Source organism: Paenibacillus vini, assembly GCF_018403325.1.
Classification (GTDB): domain Bacteria; phylum Bacillota; class Bacilli; order Paenibacillales; family Paenibacillaceae; genus Fontibacillus; species Fontibacillus vini.
Genome location: NZ_BOSL01000007.1, coordinates 80452 through 98471, shown reverse-complemented (window position 1 = coordinate 98471; position 18020 = coordinate 80452). Strand labels below are relative to the sequence as shown.

Annotated in this window: 15 protein-coding genes and 1 pseudogene; 1 reads left to right on the top strand and 15 read right to left on the bottom strand. The window is 49.7% G+C overall.

Annotated features, from left to right (window positions below):
* Positions 1–110 precede the first annotated feature (110 nt).
* The 3 genes from KJS57_RS12485 to KJS57_RS12475 all read right to left on the bottom strand — a co-directional run bounded on the left by KJS57_RS12485 (position 111) and on the right by KJS57_RS12475 (position 2477).
* Complete coding sequence (locus KJS57_RS12485) at positions 111–521, bottom strand: MarR family winged helix-turn-helix transcriptional regulator (RefSeq protein WP_211020781.1); 411 nt, start codon at positions 519–521, stop codon at positions 111–113.
* A 207-nt stretch (positions 522–728) separates the two neighbouring features.
* On the bottom strand, positions 729–1796 hold the full coding sequence (locus KJS57_RS12480) for a branched-chain amino acid aminotransferase (RefSeq protein ID WP_213655042.1): 1068 nt from the start codon (positions 1794–1796) through the stop codon (positions 729–731).
* A gap of 171 nt (positions 1797–1967) precedes the next feature.
* Positions 1968–2477: a hypothetical protein gene (locus KJS57_RS12475; RefSeq protein WP_213655041.1), complete on the bottom strand. Its 510-nt coding sequence runs from the start codon at positions 2475–2477 to the stop codon at positions 1968–1970.
* A gap of 138 nt (positions 2478–2615) precedes the next feature.
* On the opposite strand from KJS57_RS12475, the gene KJS57_RS12470 reads away from it, so the two are divergent.
* Positions 2616–3485, top strand: a complete 870-nt coding sequence (locus tag KJS57_RS12470; RefSeq protein WP_213655040.1) for a LysR family transcriptional regulator — start codon at positions 2616–2618, stop codon at positions 3483–3485.
* A gap of 63 nt (positions 3486–3548) precedes the next feature.
* Here KJS57_RS12470 and gyrA read toward each other — a convergent pair whose 3' ends face one another.
* The 12 genes and pseudogenes from gyrA to KJS57_RS12410 form a co-directional block, all read right to left on the bottom strand.
* Positions 3549–5987 carry a DNA gyrase subunit A gene (gene gyrA / locus KJS57_RS12465; RefSeq protein WP_213655039.1) on the bottom strand — a complete coding sequence of 813 codons (2439 nt, stop codon included), beginning with the start codon at positions 5985–5987 and terminating at the stop codon, positions 3549–3551.
* Between the two features lie 13 nt (positions 5988–6000).
* Entirely contained in the window at positions 6001–7986 is a 1986-nt protein-coding gene (gene parE, locus KJS57_RS12460; RefSeq protein WP_211020786.1) for a DNA topoisomerase IV subunit B, read from the bottom strand.
* Between the two features lie 80 nt (positions 7987–8066).
* Entirely contained in the window at positions 8067–9071 is a 1005-nt protein-coding gene (locus KJS57_RS12455; protein WP_244861511.1) for a DUF2705 family protein, read from the bottom strand.
* Positions 9052–10035 (bottom strand): ABC transporter ATP-binding protein, encoded by a 984-nt coding sequence (locus KJS57_RS12450; RefSeq protein WP_213655038.1) that lies wholly within the window; start codon positions 10033–10035, stop codon positions 9052–9054. The genes KJS57_RS12455 and KJS57_RS12450 overlap by 20 nt, the downstream gene beginning before the upstream one ends.
* A gap of 18 nt (positions 10036–10053) precedes the next feature.
* Positions 10054–10869 (bottom strand): GDSL-type esterase/lipase family protein, encoded by an 816-nt coding sequence (locus KJS57_RS12445; protein WP_213655037.1) that lies wholly within the window; start codon positions 10867–10869, stop codon positions 10054–10056.
* Between the two features lie 363 nt (positions 10870–11232).
* Positions 11233–11739, bottom strand: coding sequence for a DUF4178 domain-containing protein (locus tag KJS57_RS12440; protein ID WP_211020789.1), 507 nt, complete (start codon positions 11737–11739; stop codon positions 11233–11235).
* 40 nt (positions 11740–11779) lie between these two features.
* Positions 11780–12454 (bottom strand): PspA/IM30 family protein, encoded by a 675-nt coding sequence (locus KJS57_RS12435; protein WP_211020790.1) that lies wholly within the window; start codon positions 12452–12454, stop codon positions 11780–11782.
* Positions 12455–12601: 147 nt separating this feature from the next.
* Positions 12602–13045, bottom strand: a pseudogene (locus KJS57_RS12430) (CAP domain-containing protein); the annotation flags it as partial.
* Between the two features lie 203 nt (positions 13046–13248).
* Positions 13249–14256 carry a galactose/methyl galactoside ABC transporter permease MglC gene (mglC, locus tag KJS57_RS12425; RefSeq protein WP_211020792.1) on the bottom strand — a complete coding sequence of 336 codons (1008 nt, stop codon included), beginning with the start codon at positions 14254–14256 and terminating at the stop codon, positions 13249–13251.
* A 25-nt stretch (positions 14257–14281) separates the two neighbouring features.
* Positions 14282–15793 carry a sugar ABC transporter ATP-binding protein gene (locus KJS57_RS12420; protein WP_213655035.1) on the bottom strand — a complete coding sequence of 504 codons (1512 nt, stop codon included), beginning with the start codon at positions 15791–15793 and terminating at the stop codon, positions 14282–14284.
* Between the two features lie 164 nt (positions 15794–15957).
* Positions 15958–16986 carry a galactose ABC transporter substrate-binding protein gene (locus tag KJS57_RS12415; RefSeq protein WP_211020794.1) on the bottom strand — a complete coding sequence of 343 codons (1029 nt, stop codon included), beginning with the start codon at positions 16984–16986 and terminating at the stop codon, positions 15958–15960.
* Between the two features lie 188 nt (positions 16987–17174).
* Positions 17175–17996 carry an MBL fold metallo-hydrolase gene (locus tag KJS57_RS12410; RefSeq protein ID WP_213655034.1) on the bottom strand — a complete coding sequence of 274 codons (822 nt, stop codon included), beginning with the start codon at positions 17994–17996 and terminating at the stop codon, positions 17175–17177.
* Positions 17997–18020: the final 24 nt, after the last annotated feature.

Sequence of the window (18020 nt, the reverse complement as noted above, 5' to 3'; positions counted from 1 at the left end):
AAAGAGAGGCTGCCCCGTAATCATTGGAATTCAATGAACTGCGGACAGCCTCTCTTTTACATCTCTTATGTATTCGTTCGCTCCGCCTTCTTACTCTTAGCTGCCAAGGATTATTTCGTCCCGGAGATTTTACCCATTAAATACACAAGAAGCTGCTGATTATGCGTCGAAATCCGATCCAGCACTTGGCTCAAATACTTATTGCGGACCTGAACGCCCCGCTCCGCTTCCCGTTTACCCTTATCGGTTATCGAGACCCAAACTATCCGGCGGTCACCCTCATCCCTGTCCCGGCGAATCAATTCGCCGCGTTCCATTCGGTCAAGCAGCATCGTGACCGCAGCCGGCGTGGTCGAGAGGAATGGGATCAATTCGGACGGTTTCAAATTCCCTTCCCGCTCCAGCACTTCAAGTACAGCCAGTTGTGAAGTTGTCAATGCAGGCGCAAGCTCTTCCTCCATATGCGTCTGATAATCCTTGACGATAATCCCCAAAAGTCTGGCAAACTCGGTAGTATGCATGATGTCCCCCCTAATCTTCTTGAAATGAATGCCGGCTTCTCTCTTGATTTACGTCATGAATAATTCGACAAGCAGACCGGAAATTCCTTCCTCTGATCGATGAAACCTAAATTCGTGCCATGTTAATGCGAAAAACCAAGGAGATTAACATACAAAAAAACAAGCCGTCCGACCTCAGGCCGAATGACTTGTTTTGGTATAGACAGATTAAACAATAATGTTCCGCCAGCCGAATGGATCTTCAAGAACGCCCTTTTGAATGCCGGTAATGGAATCATACAGCTTTTTGGAGATCTCGCCCGTTTGCCCTCCGGCAACCGCAATTTGCTCTTCTCCCCATTTCATCGTGCCGATAGGTGAGATTACAGCGGCTGTTCCGGTACCGAAAGCCTCCTCCAATTTCCCCTCTCGTGCGGCTTCAAACAGCTCGGCTACAGAGATCTTCCGCTCGATCACCTGAATTCCCCACGAACGCAGCAGCGTCATTACCGAATCTCTCGTCACCCCGGCTAGAATGCTCCCCGACAGCTCGGGAGTAATCACTTCTCCGCCGATCTTGAAAAATACGTTCATGCTGCCAACTTCCTCGATGTATTTCTTCTCAACGCCGTCCAGCCACAGCACTTGCGAGAACCCTTCCAGCTTCGCAATTTCCTGCGCTCTGATGCCGGACGCGTAATTGCCGGACGTTTTAGCCATCCCGGTCCCGCCGCGAACCGCACGGACGTACTCGTCTTCCACGAAAATGGAGACCGGATGAATCCCTTCCGGATAGTACGATCCGACCGGCGACAAAATAACGAGCAGCTTGTACTGCTTTGCTGCCCGCACGCCCAGGCACGGCTCGGTTGCGATAATAAACGGGCGGATATACAGGGACGTATCCTCGCCTTCCGGAATCCAGTCCTTATCAAGGCTAACCAGTTGAGTAATTCCGTCCAACAGCAGCTCAGGGTCCACTTGAGGAATGCTCATCCGTTCACAAGAAATATTGAGGCGTTTCAAATTCATGTCAGGCCGGAAAAGTGAAAATTGACCTTCGGCCGTCTTATAGGCTTTCATGCCTTCAAACACTTCCTGGCCGTAATGGAACACCATGGCCGAAGGATCAAGGGCAATCGGCCCGTATGGAACGATGCTTGGATCATGCCAGCCTTTGCCTTCCGTGTAATCCATAACCAGCATGTGGTCGGTGAAATATTGGCCGAATCCGAGATGATCGCTATCCGGCTTAGCTTTCAAGTTCTCTGCTTTTACAATAGTTAATTTATTCACTGAGATACGCTTCCTCTCTTAACCGTTTCGTTTGAATTAACTATACCCTTATCCTTTGCATTGATCAATATTATGATATCAATTATTATCATAGATTACTTCTATAGAACAATACATTTCAAACAGAAATGGACAGCCTTATATCACGCTGTCCATTTTATCATGTTGCATCTATAATTGAATAACATTTTTATTGTCTGATGAGGATATAGATTTGGCTATTTTGCTTAAATTGACGGTTCCAGTCACATTTTTAGCAACCCCATTTACCGTATATAATAATTCAATATTCACTGTATCATGTTCCCGAGCTTTTACATCTTGTATTAAATTTCTGGTGTTATAATTCACCTTTCCTTGAAAGGAATCCGGTAGTATAAAAGGATCGTCCGCTTGGCTTAATGACAAAATCATTGTTCCGCCAACAGATATACCGTAGGTAACACCTGAAAACTGCTTATCGTCTCCGATCCTCTCCAAATCATGTGATGTTATATAAACAGAGTTAGCGTTTGAATAAACAACAAATTCAATATCTTTTATTCGTAAATCCGCAGTTTCAACAGTGAAGCTATATACTTTCGGATCTTCACGAAGTTGAAATTGATAGTAAAGAAGAATGACAATAGTCGTGATCAGGATAAGCCCCAATAATGCTGCCGCTCTGTGTTTTCCAACCATATTGTCTCTCCTATTAGTTAGTTTTAAAGGATTATAAGCATTAAATGATTATGTAACCATTAAACAAATCACATATTATCACTAATTCTAGTATTATCTGCTATAATCATAGAAATTATCTATAATGGAGATGTTTTCATGGAACACCGGCTTCTCGATTATTTTCTGGCTGTGGCCGAGGAACTTCATTTTACAAAAGCAGCGGACAAACTCGGCATTACCCAGCCGACCTTGAGCCATCAGATACGCTTGTTGGAACACGAAGTCGGCACCCCCTTGTTTCACCGTTCGGGCAAAAGAATTCACCTGACCCAGCCCGGCATGATTCTGATGGAACATGCCCGCCGGATCATTCATGAATTGGAGCAGGCAAGGTTTGAGATCGGGGAGTTGGCTGGTTTGAAGCGCGGCAGGCTGCGCATCGGGTGCTCCGGCAATCATCTAATTACGGAAGCGCTCATCTCCTTTCACCGCCAGCATCCCGGCATCGATCTTAACGTAATCGAGCTGGCGACCGACGAGACCCACGACGGCCTGCTTGGAAACAGGCTCGATCTCGGCGTCGTATTCTTGCCGCTGGAAGACGAGCAGCTGGTAAGCCTCCCTCTTTATGATGAAGAATTGGCTCTTATTGTCTCCAAACATCATCCTTTGGCCGGGAACGTCTCCGTCCAGTTGACAAAGCTCGCCGATCTGCCGCTTGTACTGTTTCAGTCCAAGTTTTTGGTGCGGCAAATCATCGATGCAGCCTGCGCAGCCCAAGGCCTCATCCTGAAGCCGGTTATGGAGCTGTCCACGATGGAATCCCAGGTTCAAATGGTCGGGCATAATGTCGGAGGAACGGTTCTGCCCTTGTCTTACGCCAGAACACTGCGAAATTCGGACATTGCGGTCATTCCATTCGCCGAACCGGTGCCGCGAAAAAAAGTCGGCTTAGTCTATCGAAAAAATATGTACTTGGATCATACGATCCAGGCGTTCATCACTCATCTACTGGCTGAAAACTGACATTACATCTGGAAAAAAGAAAAAAAGCTTCACGGAATCAATCTATTTCCGTGAAGCTTATTATTATTGACTTCGAAGCAGCAAATCCGTGATCTCGTCTTTTTTGTCGACTGGAGCCAACACCTTGCCGATCGATTTGCGATCGGATAAAGGCGCATCCTCGGAACTGAATGAAAGCATGGCGCCTTCCTTGGTCACGGCGAGCAGCGCAAGCGGTTCTTTGCAATGGAACCCGCCGGATAAGCGGCTGCCGTTCGGCTTAACCCGTTTGCCTTCCTTGAATTCAAATGACTGAACGCCTTTGCCTCCGCGGCTTTGCAATGGATAATCGAGCAGAAGACTCCGTTTGCCGTAGCCCAGATCGGATACAACGAGCACTTCACCTTCTTCGCCTTCAACCCACAATGCGCTTACGACCTCGTCTTCTTCCTTCAAAGCGATGCCGCGAACGCCGGCCGAGACACGTCCCATGGAGTTGACTTCATTCTCCGCAAAACGGATGGCCATCCCCTGTTTCGTCAATAACAGAATGTCTTGGCGATTCTGGCTAAGCGTCACGTTAATAATCTCGTCCCCGTCGGCCACCTTGCAGGCAGCGATGGCTCCCGACCGTTTCGTTTCGTACTCTTTGAGCTCAGTACGCTTCACCTGACCGCGCTTCGTGACAAAGACAAAGCTCGTATCAGCCGAGTCAAAGTCCTTCAGCGGAACCACGCTGACGATCCGGTCTTCCTTAGCCATCGGAATGACATTGACGATCGCGGTACCGTTATCTTTCCATTTGAACTCCGGAATCTGATGCACCGGCAACAGGAAGTATTGGCCGCGTTGGGTGAAGATTAGAAGATTCTGCAGCGTATTCACATCAAGCACATGCTTGATATAATCGCCTTCCTTCACTCCGGACCCTTCCCGCTCCCCGCCGGAACGCGTAAACGAAAGCATGCTCGTCCGTTTGATATATCCTTCGTGAGACAGCGTGATCAGCACATCTTCCTGGGCCACCATAACCTCAAGATTAACCTTGAGCTCTTCCACTTCGCCCTGGATATCCGAACGCCGATCAATACCGTACTTGTCACGGATCTCGATCAGTTCTTTCTTGATGACGGCAATCAGCTTCTTATCGCTCTCAAGAATTCCGCGAAGAGTTGTGATCTTCTTCTGAATATCGTCCAGTTCTTTTTGCAACGAAGTAATTTCCAGGTTAGTCAACCGGTACAATTGCAGCGTCAGGATGGAATCCGCTTGACGTTCGGTAAATCCGAACATCCACTGCAAATTGTTCTGAGCATCCTGGCGGTTCTTCGACGCCTTGATGGCGGCGATGACCTCGTCCAAAATATTCAGGGCCTTAACCAAACCTTCCAGTACATGGGCCCGGTCTTCCAGCTTCTCAAGCTCGTATTGGGTCCGGAAAGTGACCACTTCGCGCTGGTGAGCGATATAAGCGTCCAGCATCGCCCGGAGTCCAAGCTGACGCGGCGCTTTATTGACAATCGCCACCATGTTGAAATTATAAGTGACCTGTAAATCGGTCTTCTTGAGCAAATACGCAAGGATGCCTTGAGCGTCTGCGTCTTTCTTCAGCTCAACGACGATGCGCAGACCGTTCCGTCCGCTCTCATCCCGTACCTCGGCGATCCCGTCGACCTTTTTCTCCAGCCGAATGTTTTCCATGGCTGTAACGAGCCTGGATTTTACGACCTGATAAGGGATCTCCGTGATGACGATCTGCTGCTTGCCGCCGCGCATCGTTTCGATCTCCGTTTTGGAGCGGAGATAAATCCGCCCTTTCCCGTTCTCATAGGCGCTCTGGATTCCATCCTCGCCCATAATAATGCCGCCGGTCGGAAAATCCGGTCCCTTCACATACGAACGGATCTCTTCCATAGAAATCCCCGGCTTTTCCATAATCGCTACGCAGGCATCGATCACCTCGCGCAAATTATGCGGCGGAATCTCGGTCGCAAAACCGGCGGAGATCCCGCTTACCCCGTTGACCAGCAGGTTCGGAAAACGGGCAGGCAACACAACCGGCTCCATAGCCGTATTATCAAAGTTGTCCTTAAAAGGGACCGTTCTTTTCTCTATATCACGGAGCAGCTCCATCGCAATCGGCGAAAGGCGTGCCTCCGTATACCGCATAGCAGCGGCCGGGTCATCATCCTGGGAACCCCAGTTGCCGTGACCGTCTACCAATACATGTCCCATCTTCCATGGCTGTGCCATCCGGACCATGCCCTCGTAAATCGAAGAGTCGCCGTGCGGGTGATAGTTACCCATGACGTCCCCGACCGTTTTGGCCGACTTACGATAAGGCTTGTCCGGGGTATTGCCCGAGTCGTACATCGCATACAGAATGCGTCGCTGCACCGGCTTTAGGCCGTCTCTGACGTCAGGAATAGCTCTATCTTGAATAATATATTTGGAATACCGGCCGAAACGGTCTCCTACGACTTCTTCGAGAAAAGCCGGTAAAAAATTCTCCAATGAACTCAAATCATGTCACCTTCTATTCCTCATACTCCGTGAAATCTACGTTCTCCACAATCCAGCGCTTCCGGGGATCGACTTTGTCGCCCATCAGCGTAGATACGCGGCGCTCTGCCTTGGCAGCGTCCTCGATCTGCACCTGAAGCATCGTGCGGGTTTCCGGATTCATCGTCGTTTCCCACAACTGTTCCGGGTTCATTTCCCCCAGCCCTTTATACCGTTGCAGCTCGAAGTTTTTGCCGAATTCCTTCAGATAGTTCTGAAGCTGTTCGTCGCTCCATGCATAACGGATCGTCTCCAGTTTACCCGACCGGCGGGTAATCTTGTAGAGCGGAGGCTGAGCGATATAGACACGTCCGGCGTCGATCAGCGGTTTCATGTAACGATAAAAGAAAGTGAGCAGCAGCACCTGGATGTGCGCTCCGTCCGTATCGGCGTCGGTCATGATGATGATTTTCGAATAATTGCTGTCTTCCACGGCAAATTCCGGCCCGATGCCCGCGCCGATCGCCGAAATGATCGCCCGGTATTCATCGTTCTTCAGAATATCGGCCAATTTGGCTTTCTCCGGATTCATCGGCTTTCCTTTAAGCGGCAGAATCGCCTGGATCTTCGAATCCCGTCCCTGTTTGGCCGAGCCGCCGGCAGAATCGCCTTCGACGATAAACAGCTCATTGCGCGTAAAATCTTTGGACTGCGCAGGAGTCAGCTTGCCGCCGAGATTGGAGCTTTCGCTCCGCTTCTTGCCCGTGCGCATTTCGTCCCGCGCTTTACGAGCCGCTTCTCTGGCACGTGAAGCCTGAATCGCTTTCTTGATCAGCGTCTGAGCAACCTGCGGGTTTTCCTCCAGGAACAACGCCATTTTCTCGGCCACAACTGCGTCCACAGCACTACGCGCGGAAGCGCTACCGAGTTGGTCCTTCGTTTGACCGACAAACTCAACTTCGGACATTTTAACGCTGATGACCGCCATCATGCCTTCGCGCAAATCGTTGCCATCAAGATTTTTATCCTTTTCCTTAAGCATGGCATTCTTCCGCGCATAGTCGTTCATAACCCGGGTATAGGCTGTCTTGAAGCCCGTCTCATGAGTACCTCCGCCGCGAGTTGGAATCGAATTGACGAAAGAAACCAGCGTTTCCGTATAGCCCGCATTATATTGCAATGCGACTTCGACTTCGATATCCTCGCGCTCGGCGTAGAAATGAATTACATCATGCAGCACGTCTTTCCCGTCATTCAAAAATTGAACGAACTGGCTGGCTCCGCCCTCGTAAAAAAACTCGTCGGAACGATCCGACCGCTCATCCTTCAAGGTCACTTTGAGGCCCGAATTCAGAAATGCGATCTCCTGTAAACGTTCCGCGAGCGTATCGTAACTCAGTCCGATTCCATTGACAAACACGCGTTTGTCCGGCTTGAACGTAACCTTGGTGCCTGTCCGGTTCGTATTTCCCAATACCTCCAGGCCCGTCACCGGCTCACCGACATGCTCTATCCCCTTTTTGTCCACCCAATACTCGAACCGCATGCGATGGATTTTACCTTCCCGGTAAATTTCGACTTCCAGCCACTCGGAGAGCGCGTTCGTCACCGATGCGCCAACCCCGTGCAAGCCGCCGGATTTCTTATATCCCGACCCGCCGAATTTCCCCCCGGCATGCAAAATCGTATATACCACCTGCGGTGTTGGAATGCCTGTCTTGTGCATTCCGGTCGGAATGCCGCGGCCATTATCAAATATCGTAACGGAACCGTCTTTGTTCAGCGTAATGTCGATTTTGGTACAAAATTTCGCCAAATGCTCGTCGACAGCATTATCCACAATCTCCCATACCAGATGATGAAGTCCCGACGAGCTCGTACTGCCGATATACATACCTGGTCGTTTACGTACCGCGACAAGCCCTTCGAGCACCTGAATGTCGTCCGCGTCGTATCCCGAAGCCGCATGGCCAGGCTTTGCACCGGAGGCGTCTTCGAACAAATCGATTTGTTCGGCCATTCATGCTCCCCCTTTTAGCTATTATGTAGTCCATGATTTGTACTACAATGCAAACAAATGTTTTGTTATCCTTGTCCATTTTAATTCAATATATCCTGTTTCGTAAAGACAAGGAATGAAACAACCAATGAAACGGCCGCCCAAGCCGCCAGCACTACGAGTGAAAATCCAAGGTTCATTCCTTCGATCGGAGCCGGGGTTCCTGCCAAATAATTGGTTAGTCCAAGATTCACCATAAACAAATATTTGGCGCTTGTCCAGGAAGAAGCCATATTGCTGAGAATATTCCCCGCGATTAGCGCCGCCATCATGATGACAATGCTAGCCGCAGTGCTCCTTACCAGCACCGACACCATAAATGCGAGGATCGCGACAACGATGCCGACGAACCAGATCAGGCCCGCCTGCATAAAGAGATATTTCCACTGGGGCACCGAGTGCACCGCCGACATGTCCACGTCCGCGCCTTGCAGCTGAAAGCCCGTAAATACAGGGAAATTGAATCCTTTATATCCGAAAAAGAGACCCGATATCAGATAGCAGATGATAAAGGAAGAAACCACGATCAGCGATACAAAGAGCAACAGCGTAATCAGCTTGCTGAGCAGCACCTTCCAACGGCGGACCGGCCGGGTCAGCAGCATCTTCACCGTTCCGCCCGTCCGTTCCGAGGACACGATGTCTGAGCCTATTCCCATGATCAGCAATGGAATGAACAGGGTTGACGCATTGTCCAGAAACTCCCGCGTGAACGAGACGCCTCCCGGTTGGGCCGGGTTTACATCATGCTCCAAATAATATTTCATCTGCTGAATATAGATTTGGCGGTATTTCTTCCATTCCTCCGGCACCCGGTCGCTGCCGAGAGAATTCTGATTGTCGGTAATCGCCTGCTGCACTTCCCGGCGCCAGTCCGCCCCGTAGGTTTCTCGTTTGTCCTCGGCTTGCTTCATTTGGGCATATGCAAAAATAGGAACCAAAATCAACAATACCAACACGACAACATAGAATCGTTTCTTCTTGATCATTTTGATCGTTTCGTTTTGAACAAGCGATAACATATGATTATTCAATAGTTTCACCATCCGTCATCTCCAGGAACAGTTGCTCAAGTGTAGGATTGATTTTATGCACGGCGCCTACATGAATCCCTGCGCCGACCAGACTGGCCAACAAACGTGGAATGTCCTCGGGCTGCATTTGGGCCACGACGGCGTTGTCGCCGATTCCGGCCATAATCGCATCGTCGAGCACATCGCCCGCTTTTGAGACCACAGTCACGCCCGCCGCCTTTAACAACGCTTCCCCTTTGTGGCGGGGCTCCAGCTCCCAGACCACGTAATTCGAGCTTCCCTGGATAAGTTCGTTGACCGTTCCTACAGCAAGAACGCTGCCGCGGCTAATGATCGCCACACGATCACAAAGCAATTGGATTTCGCTGAGCAAGTGGCTCGACACGAATACGGCCATCCCTTCATCCGCCAAGCCCTTGATAAATTGGCGGAGTTCCTTAATCCCCTTGGGATCCAAACCGTTGGTCGGCTCATCCAGTATCATCAGTTTAGGCCTGCCGAGCAGAGCCTGCGCGATCCCTAGGCGCTGGCGCATGCCTAGGGAATAAGTTTTCACCTTGTCATGAATTCGCTCGTCCAGTCCGACCATTTCCGCTACCTCAGCAATCCGCGCCGCATCCACACCGTTCATCATTCTAGCGAACTGCTCCAGGTTCTCCCAGCCGGTCAAGTAATTATATACTTCCGGATTCTCCACGATCGAACCGACATAGGCTAACGCGCGTTCCGGCTCCCGGTTCACTTCGTGTCCGCATACCTTTACGCTTCCTTCCGTAGGGCGAATCAGGTCAACCAGCATCCGGATCGTCGTAGTTTTACCGGCTCCGTTTGGGCCTAAAAACCCGAAGATTTCCCCTTCCCGCACCTCAAACGACACATCCCTGACAATCCAGGTACGACCGATCTTTTTCTTTAAGTGTTCTACCTTCAAAACGATCTGCCGCGGCTGTTGCCCGGCTTTATTCTGCGCTGCCAAAGTTCTTCACTCCTTGTGTCACTCTTGTACGCCGATCCCCTGTACGATGCGCTCCGCGATGGCCTGATACCCCGTCCCGTTCGGATGGAAATGGTCGCCGGAGAGATACCGGCCGGCCTGTAAAGTAAACAAATCAAACGTAGGCACGACCAGGCCGCCGTCTATGGAAGACATCGTTTCCGCCGCAATACTGTTCCATTGCGCTACTGCTTTATCCCCGGCATTTTTCAACTCTTTCATATCCGAGAAAGGGTTATACAGGCTGATGTAGACGATCCGGGCTTGTGGATTAATATCATGCAGCTTGGCCAAAATTTCGCTCAAATTTTCCGTTGCGCTCTTCACCTTTGCATTCAGTTCCGCTTCCGAGGGCAGCTCCGTCCGGGTCTGCAGCGGCTCCCCTCCTTCGAACAAATCGTTGGCTCCTATGGAGAGCATGATCATGCCGGCCTGTTTAAGCGCATATTGAACCCCCGGTTCGTCCAGCATGGGCAGCAGCTTTTTAGTAGTTAGCCCGTTAATTCCCAAGTTGTTTACGAGTTTACTTTCCGTACCCTGCTTCTTCAATATCTCGACGGTTCTTTTGGCAAAACCTTTCCCCGTATCATCTCCGGTGCCTTTAGCCAAAGAATCTCCGATTGCCGTTACATCCATTGCGGACACTTGTAGCGGGACATTTAATGAATGATCCCCGGGGGATCCGGCCCCGTTCGGTTCGCTTGTTACAGGATAAATAACGTCACGCACCGCATATATAAATCCGCATAATAACAGCAGTGTCGACACGGCCGAAATCAGACCCGCCGCCCGCCATATCCGGGACGTAGTGTTCATCTGCAACTCTCCTCCTGTAGAAATAGCCCCTTCTTATTCTCTCCAATTTATGTAATTACCATAAAACTTCTTGAACCAAGAATCAAATTTATCGCAGTCCATGGGATGCTGTTTGCTAATCATAAACTATATAAGATGGACTGGCGAAATTGATATGGGGCAAGTACGTAAAATGTTCCTACGATCGCTGTTGGTTCCAGATTTCTTGATTTTATAAAATCCAATTCGGTTGAAATCCGCAACCAAAGGCGAACGCTCCGCTTCTTCGGAATCATTTTACTACCTTGCCTTTATCATTTTCTTCTTTAGTCCTATATAGTATCGCAAAAAGAGCAGTGCCCATGGGCACTGCTCTACCAGCTTTTAACTCGCTCTGATTACCTTAACGTCGGCAGTAATTACCTTCTCACCCTCATAGAGCATGAAACGTCCGTTTTGCCATTCGATGCGCATCAGCGCAAAATCATCGGACTGGAACTGCCATACATACTGCTCGCCTCCCTGCATAAAGGGAGTACGGCCGGTAACGGTTACCGAGCCAACATACTCTTCATCCAGGTAATAAGTTCTTCCGTCCAGTTCCATTTCAGACGGAACCTCGTCAGGCGTATCCAGCCGGCCGTCGATCGGGCGGTAGAGCTGATATTGCAGCGTCTCCCGTTCTTCAATCAGCAAATAGCTGATCTTGGCGCCGTCCTGCAGTGTCAGTACGACCGCATTCCGTCCACGGTTATGAACCCGTCCCGTCACTTCATAAGTAACCAAGGACACTTCGCACATATCTCCGGGGGAGAGCGTCAACATGCTCTTTTCCACCTGTGGCGGCTCCGGTTTCGCGAACAGGTTTCCGATTCTTTTCCACATACTCATGAGCTACATTGCCTCGCTTTACGTTCAATTCAAAGCGTTCTTATTTTTGATTGTTGTCGTACTGTTTCAACAAAGCAGCCAGTTCATCTTCAACCGCCTGGTCCTTGCCGAGCTTTTCGAATTCGTCGTCCAGATCGGATCCTTTGGAGTTCAATTCGTTGCTTGCTTCGGCCTGCGCTTCCATCTGCATCATTTTTTCTTCCATGCGTTTTAGACCGCTGGCAGCGGAGTCCGAGCTAAAGCCGGTCATCGCCTTGTTGATCTCGTTTTGAGCCTTAGCCGCGTTATAACGGGCTACCAGCGTCTCCCGCTTGTTCTTCATCTCGGTAAGCTGTTTACGCATCTCTTCCAGCTTAGCGCGAAGGTTATCGGCGGAAGTCTTGTTTTGGTCGTAGTTCGTTTTATACTCGTTCATCTTCGTTTCAGCGGCTTTCTTCTCTTCCAGCGCACGGCGGGCCAATTCTACGTTTTGGGCTTGAGCGGCCGTATGAGCCTGCTGCGTACGCTTGGCTACCAAAGCTTCCTGCTCTTCATAAAGCGCCTTGAATTTCTTCTCAATCGCGATTTGAGCGGCGACCGCCTTCTCGGCGTCCTCCAGGTCCTCCTGCATATCACGAATATATTGATCCGTCATCTTGATCGGATCCTCCGCTTTATCAATCATCGCGTTAATATTAGACATGGTCAAATCACGTAATCTTTTAAAAATCGACATGGTTTAGTTGCCTCCCTAAAAATTTTAACTTCTTGATAAATGTTTACGTAGCGATTGTTTCAAGGTTTCATCCTTATTAAAAATATTTTTATTCAAGCAAAAAACACGCCTCATTGGCGTGTCTATTGCTTTCGCGTTTCAATCATCTCAATCTTTTGTACCGATGAATTCCTGAACCCAGTACTCGTTGTAATAACCGACGCCGATGAGATTGTAATTGGCATTTAAAATATTGGCTTTATGGCCCGGGCTGTTCATCCAGTCCTCCACTACCTCTTTGGCGGTTCTTTGCCCCATGGCGATATTCTCGCCTGCATAACGGTATGTGATGTTAAATGAATCCATCATGTCAAAGGGGGACCCGTAAGTAGGTGATGTGTGATTGAAATACTTGTTTTTAAACATGTCGATCGCTTTGGTTTTTGCCATTTTCGATAAATTAGTGTGCACGGTAAGCGGTTTTAATCCCGCTGCAGCCCGCTCCTTGTTGACCAGGGCAACTACTTCAGCAGCCCGTTCGGTCTGAATTTTCGCATAAACTGCCGCTATTTGTTTAGATGAAGCCGCATCAGCCGTACCGCTTCCTGCCGGTACCAGCATCAAAGATCCTGCCAAGACGGAGAAGACAAGGCCCGCAGAAATTCTTCTTAAGTGAGACTTCTTGTTCATCGAAGTTTCTCCTCCTTAGTCAGATGATTCCACAAAAAATGAGTTCCTTGTCACATTTTAACATGTTCCCCGTTAATACGCATGAGAAATAACTGGAAAATTGGAAATAAAAAATGAAAATTCGTTTATTTTTTGGATGCATATTTCCGCATGTCGAATGCAACAGCGGCAACGATAATCGCACCTTTAATGATTTGCTGCCAGTACGGGCCAACCCCGACAAAGGTCAGTCCATAGTTAATTACCGTGAAGATCAGCACGCCGGCCATGACGCCCGGAACCGTACCTATCCCGCCTGTCGTAGATACCCCGCCAACTACGCAGGCCGCGATCGCATCAAGCTCATACATATTCCCGTAGTTGTTGGTGGCTCCGCCCGTTCTGGCGGCCTCAAGGACGCCGGCCAACCCGTACAGCGCACCTGCGATGGAGTAAATCAGAATCAGGTATTTGTTTACGTTGATGCCGGATACCTTCGCTGCCTGTACGTTGCCTCCGATGGCGTACATGTTTTTACCGAGCCGGGTTTTGTTGAACATGACCCAGACGATGAAACAAACGGCGATCGCAATAATGACGATATAATGCAGCGAAAATTGTCCGATGTGGATGCTTCCTGAACCAAGGTCCGTGAAATCCTTGCGCAGTCCGCCGATCGGCTGTGACTGGTTGGGATCCATATCGAAATACAAAGAATTGATACCGTAAATCGCGACCATGGTACCGAGGGTGGCGATAAAGGGAGGAACTTTGAATTTGGAGACTATGATTCCGTTAATCATGCCGAAGATTAGACCTACGACGATGGCGATGATGATCGGCAGGATCATCCATAATTGCGGGAGATCCGGGAAGAACCGCCGCCCGTATTCTTCCGTTTGAAGCATGGACGCTGATATAACCGCAGTTAAACCCACCATCCGTCCGGCCGACAAGTCGGTCCCTCCGGTAATCAGGATAAAGGCTACGCCTAGCGCAATAATCACCCGGGTTGATGATTGAGCCAGTATATCCTGAAGCGTATTCAGTCCGATAAAGCTTGGTTCGTACACGGCAATCCCGATGACGAGCACCGCTAGGACGATATATATCGCATTTTGGGTTACGAAATTTTGTACTTTTCTAATTTCCATGATGTTCTCCTCCTTCTCTTTCTCGCTAATGCTGGGCAGCCAGCCGCATAATTTCCTCTTCCGAGGCCTGGTATCCATCCAATATGCCCGTCAGTCGACCTTCGGACATAACCATCACCCGGTCGGACATGCCAAGCAGTTCGGGCATCTCAGATGAAATCATGATGATGCTTTTACCTTGCTGGGCCAGCTCCGCGATAAGAGAGTAAATCTCGTATTTCGCCCCGACATCGATTCCCCGGGTCGGCTCGTCGAGCAGCAGAATCTCCGGTTCCGTAAGGAGCCAGCGCGCGAGCAGAACCTTCTGTTGATTTCCCCCGGACAAATCCATAATCAGAGTCTTTGGAGAAGGTGTTTTGGTCCGCAGCTTCTCTACCATTTTGTTGGTTTCTGTCTTTTTTCTGCGGTCGTCGATCAGTAAGTAAGGCTTTACGTACCGGTCCATATTGGCGATGGCCGCATTCTCGTGTACGGATAATACCGGGAAAATCCCCGTTGTACGTCGTTCCTCAGTCAGCAGCGCCAACCCGTGACGTTTCGCATCGCCGGCGCTTTTGATTCTGACCTCTTTGCCATTGATCGAAATGCTGCCGGACTGAATGTCTCGAAGCCCGAACAAGGCTTCAACCAATTCGGTCCGCTGGGCTCCCACAAGACCGCCCACGCCGAGTATTTCTCCCTTTCGAAGCTCGAAAGACACATTCTTGAACGACTTCGGATCAGGGGAAGTCAGATGATCCACCTTCATAATTACGCCGTTTGGAACGTTATGGCGGTCAGGGAATCGCTGTGTCAAATCCCGCCCGACCATTTTGGAAATAATCAAATCGGTCGTCATTTGGGCCGCCGGCCAAGTTCCGATTTTCTTTCCGTCCCGCATGATCGTCACGTCGTCGGAAATACGTAATATTTCTTCCATCTTGTGCGAAATATAAATGATAGACACGCCGCGTTTCTTCAAATCATTAATAATGCGGAATAGATGCTCCACCTCCACACTGGTCAACGACGAGGTAGGTTCGTCCATGACAATGATTTGCGAATGAAATGAAACCGCTTTCGCAATTTCAATGGATTGAATTTTGGAAACCGATAGCTTTCCTACCAGCGTATCCGGACTTATATCAATATCTAACTGTTTAAACAGCTCTTCCGTGTCCCTGAACATTTTGCTATGGTTCACAAATTTGAAGGGAAACCAGCCCCTCAGCGGGAAGCGGCCGAGCCATATGTTTTCCATGACATTGCGGAACGGCACCGGGTGCAGCTCCTGGTGAATCATCGAAACTCCAAGTCTCAGTGCGTCGCTGGAGTTGTTAATTTCGACTTTTTGTCCATTCAAATAAATTTCTCCGCCGTCGGGTTTATAGATTCCGAACAGGCATTTCATTAATGTTGATTTGCCCGCGCCGTTTTCGCCCATTAGCGCATGTACGGTCCCGGGTCTAACCTGCAGAGTTACCTGATCCAGCGCTTTGACGCCGGGAAATTCCTTGGAGATATCCTTCATCTCCAATGCATATTTCTGTTCCATCATGGTTCCGCCCCCTAAATTGTTCTATTCCTAAAGAGGCACAGCAAGCGTTCCCTCCAAGACTCTATCCTTCAAGCCATCCATATAAATTGGGAGGTCCGTCCCTTTAGGTTCGAACCTCCCATGCTTAAATTGCTTATGAGAAGTCCTGCTGCGTACGCTGCGTTTTATTTGAAATTAGCTGCGTTATCTTTCGTTACTTTTTGATAAGGAATCCAGACATATTGATTGTCCGTAATCTCGAAGCCTACGCTGTCTTTGTTAATCTCGCTGCCTTTTGCCAGCAGGGAAGCCAACATCACAGCCGCTTTGCCTTGGTTTTCGGCATCGTTGAGCACCGTGCCTAGCATCGTTCCTTGTTCCAGTGCTTGAAGAGCTGGCGCAGTAGCATCCACGCCGACTACCGGCATAAATTTATCGCCTGTAAAATATCCGGCAGCTTTCAACGCTTCGATGGCACCCAATGCCATGTCGTCATTGTTCGCAAATACGGCTTCAATCTTATCTCCATTGGCAGCCAGGAATGCGGCCATCTTCTCTTGCCCTTTTACGCGGTCCCACATCGCAGTATCTTCGGCTACTTTTTCTACCTTAATGCCTGCATCTTCCACCGCTTGAATGGAATATTGCGTGCGCAGCTCGGCATCCTGGTGACCCGGCTCGCCTTTCAGCATGACGTATTGGAGAACGCCGTCGCCGTTTCTATCAGCCGATGAATTGGCTTTCCAGTAGTCGACGATAATTTGACCGGACAAGGTACCGGATTCTTCCGCTTTCGCACCGACATAGTACACTTTATCCCACTTCTTCATATCTTCCGGAAGCGGTTCGCGGTTCAGGAATACAACCGGAGTATCCTTAGCTTTGGCCTTATCGATAATGACTCCAGCTGCAGTACGGTCAACCGGGTTAATGACCAACGCATTTGTTTTCTTCGTTAGGAACAAGTCGATTTTATCGTTCTGGGTTGGCTGGGAATTTTGGCTGTCGACAATGTCCACTTTAGCGATGCCGCTTGCGTTCTTCTCAATGGAATTCCGCACGCCGGTCATGAAAGTATCGTCAAACTTGTAAATGGCCACGCCTACCTTCGGCTCGCCCGCCCCGCCGCTATCTTTGTTTCCGCCGCTGGAGCAGCCTGCCATCGTGGCCCCGAGCACTGCTGCAACTAATAATGCTGTACCGACTTTTTTCATTCTTTTGACCTCCTGAACTGATATTCGTTTTCTTTTTATCCTGTTGGTTACGTTTTCATTATGCATGGAATCCTCAAGATTGCGAATCAAATATTCTGAGATGTTCTATGAAAATTCTGAGGATGTTATATTGATCATTTCATACTAAAAAAGCCCCGGGGTTATCCCGGAGCTGGCGCCATCACGCTTTAATGCCGATCATCATCCACATATTTACCTTGTTCCGGGACGGCAAGTTCATCGAAATTCTCGCTTAGCATCTTGAGCCCGGTGCGCAGTTCCTCGCCCGACATCGGCAAGCCGTGACCGGTAACCGCCGTTTCCAGGGGTAATGCAGCCAGCTTGCGCAGAGATTCTTTCGCGGACTCCCAATCCGGGGTAAAATACCTCGGCGGCCCATGTATCTCTTTATTCTGCTGCATCACCGCGAGCGCCGATTCTTGTTTGACCGTAATAAAAGCATCCCCGGCAATCAAAGTTTGATCTTGTTCCCGGTACAAAGAAACCTGCCCCGGACTGTGTCCCGGCGTGGCGATCCATTTCCAGCCTGGCGCTCCAGGGACGGTGCCATCCTCCGGAAGTGGTTGCAATCTGTCTCCTATATCTATGGGGCCGTTCGGATACAACGGGGCCACTCCGGCCATCAGCCCGCCGCCCACGGAAGGATCACCTTCCGGATAATCCCGAAGCCCTGTTAAATAAGGGAATTCCTCAACATGGGCATAGACGGGAACCTTCCAGTATTCCGATAACTCGATCACGCACCCGACATGGTCAAAATGCCCGTGCGTCAAAATGATCGCTTTGGGAGGCCTTCCGTAAATATGATCGGCTTCCTGTATTAGTGCATGCTTAAAGGGGCCCAGCCCGGTATCGACAAGCACCCAGTCTCCCCGTTCCGGATGTCCCACAAATACCGTATTTACGATCAGGGTCCGGACGCACCATAAGTCATCAAGCACCTTGGTCGTATCGACAGTTCCCGTGTGCAGCATATCCTTATCGCTCATCATGATCTCCTTCCCGATTATATA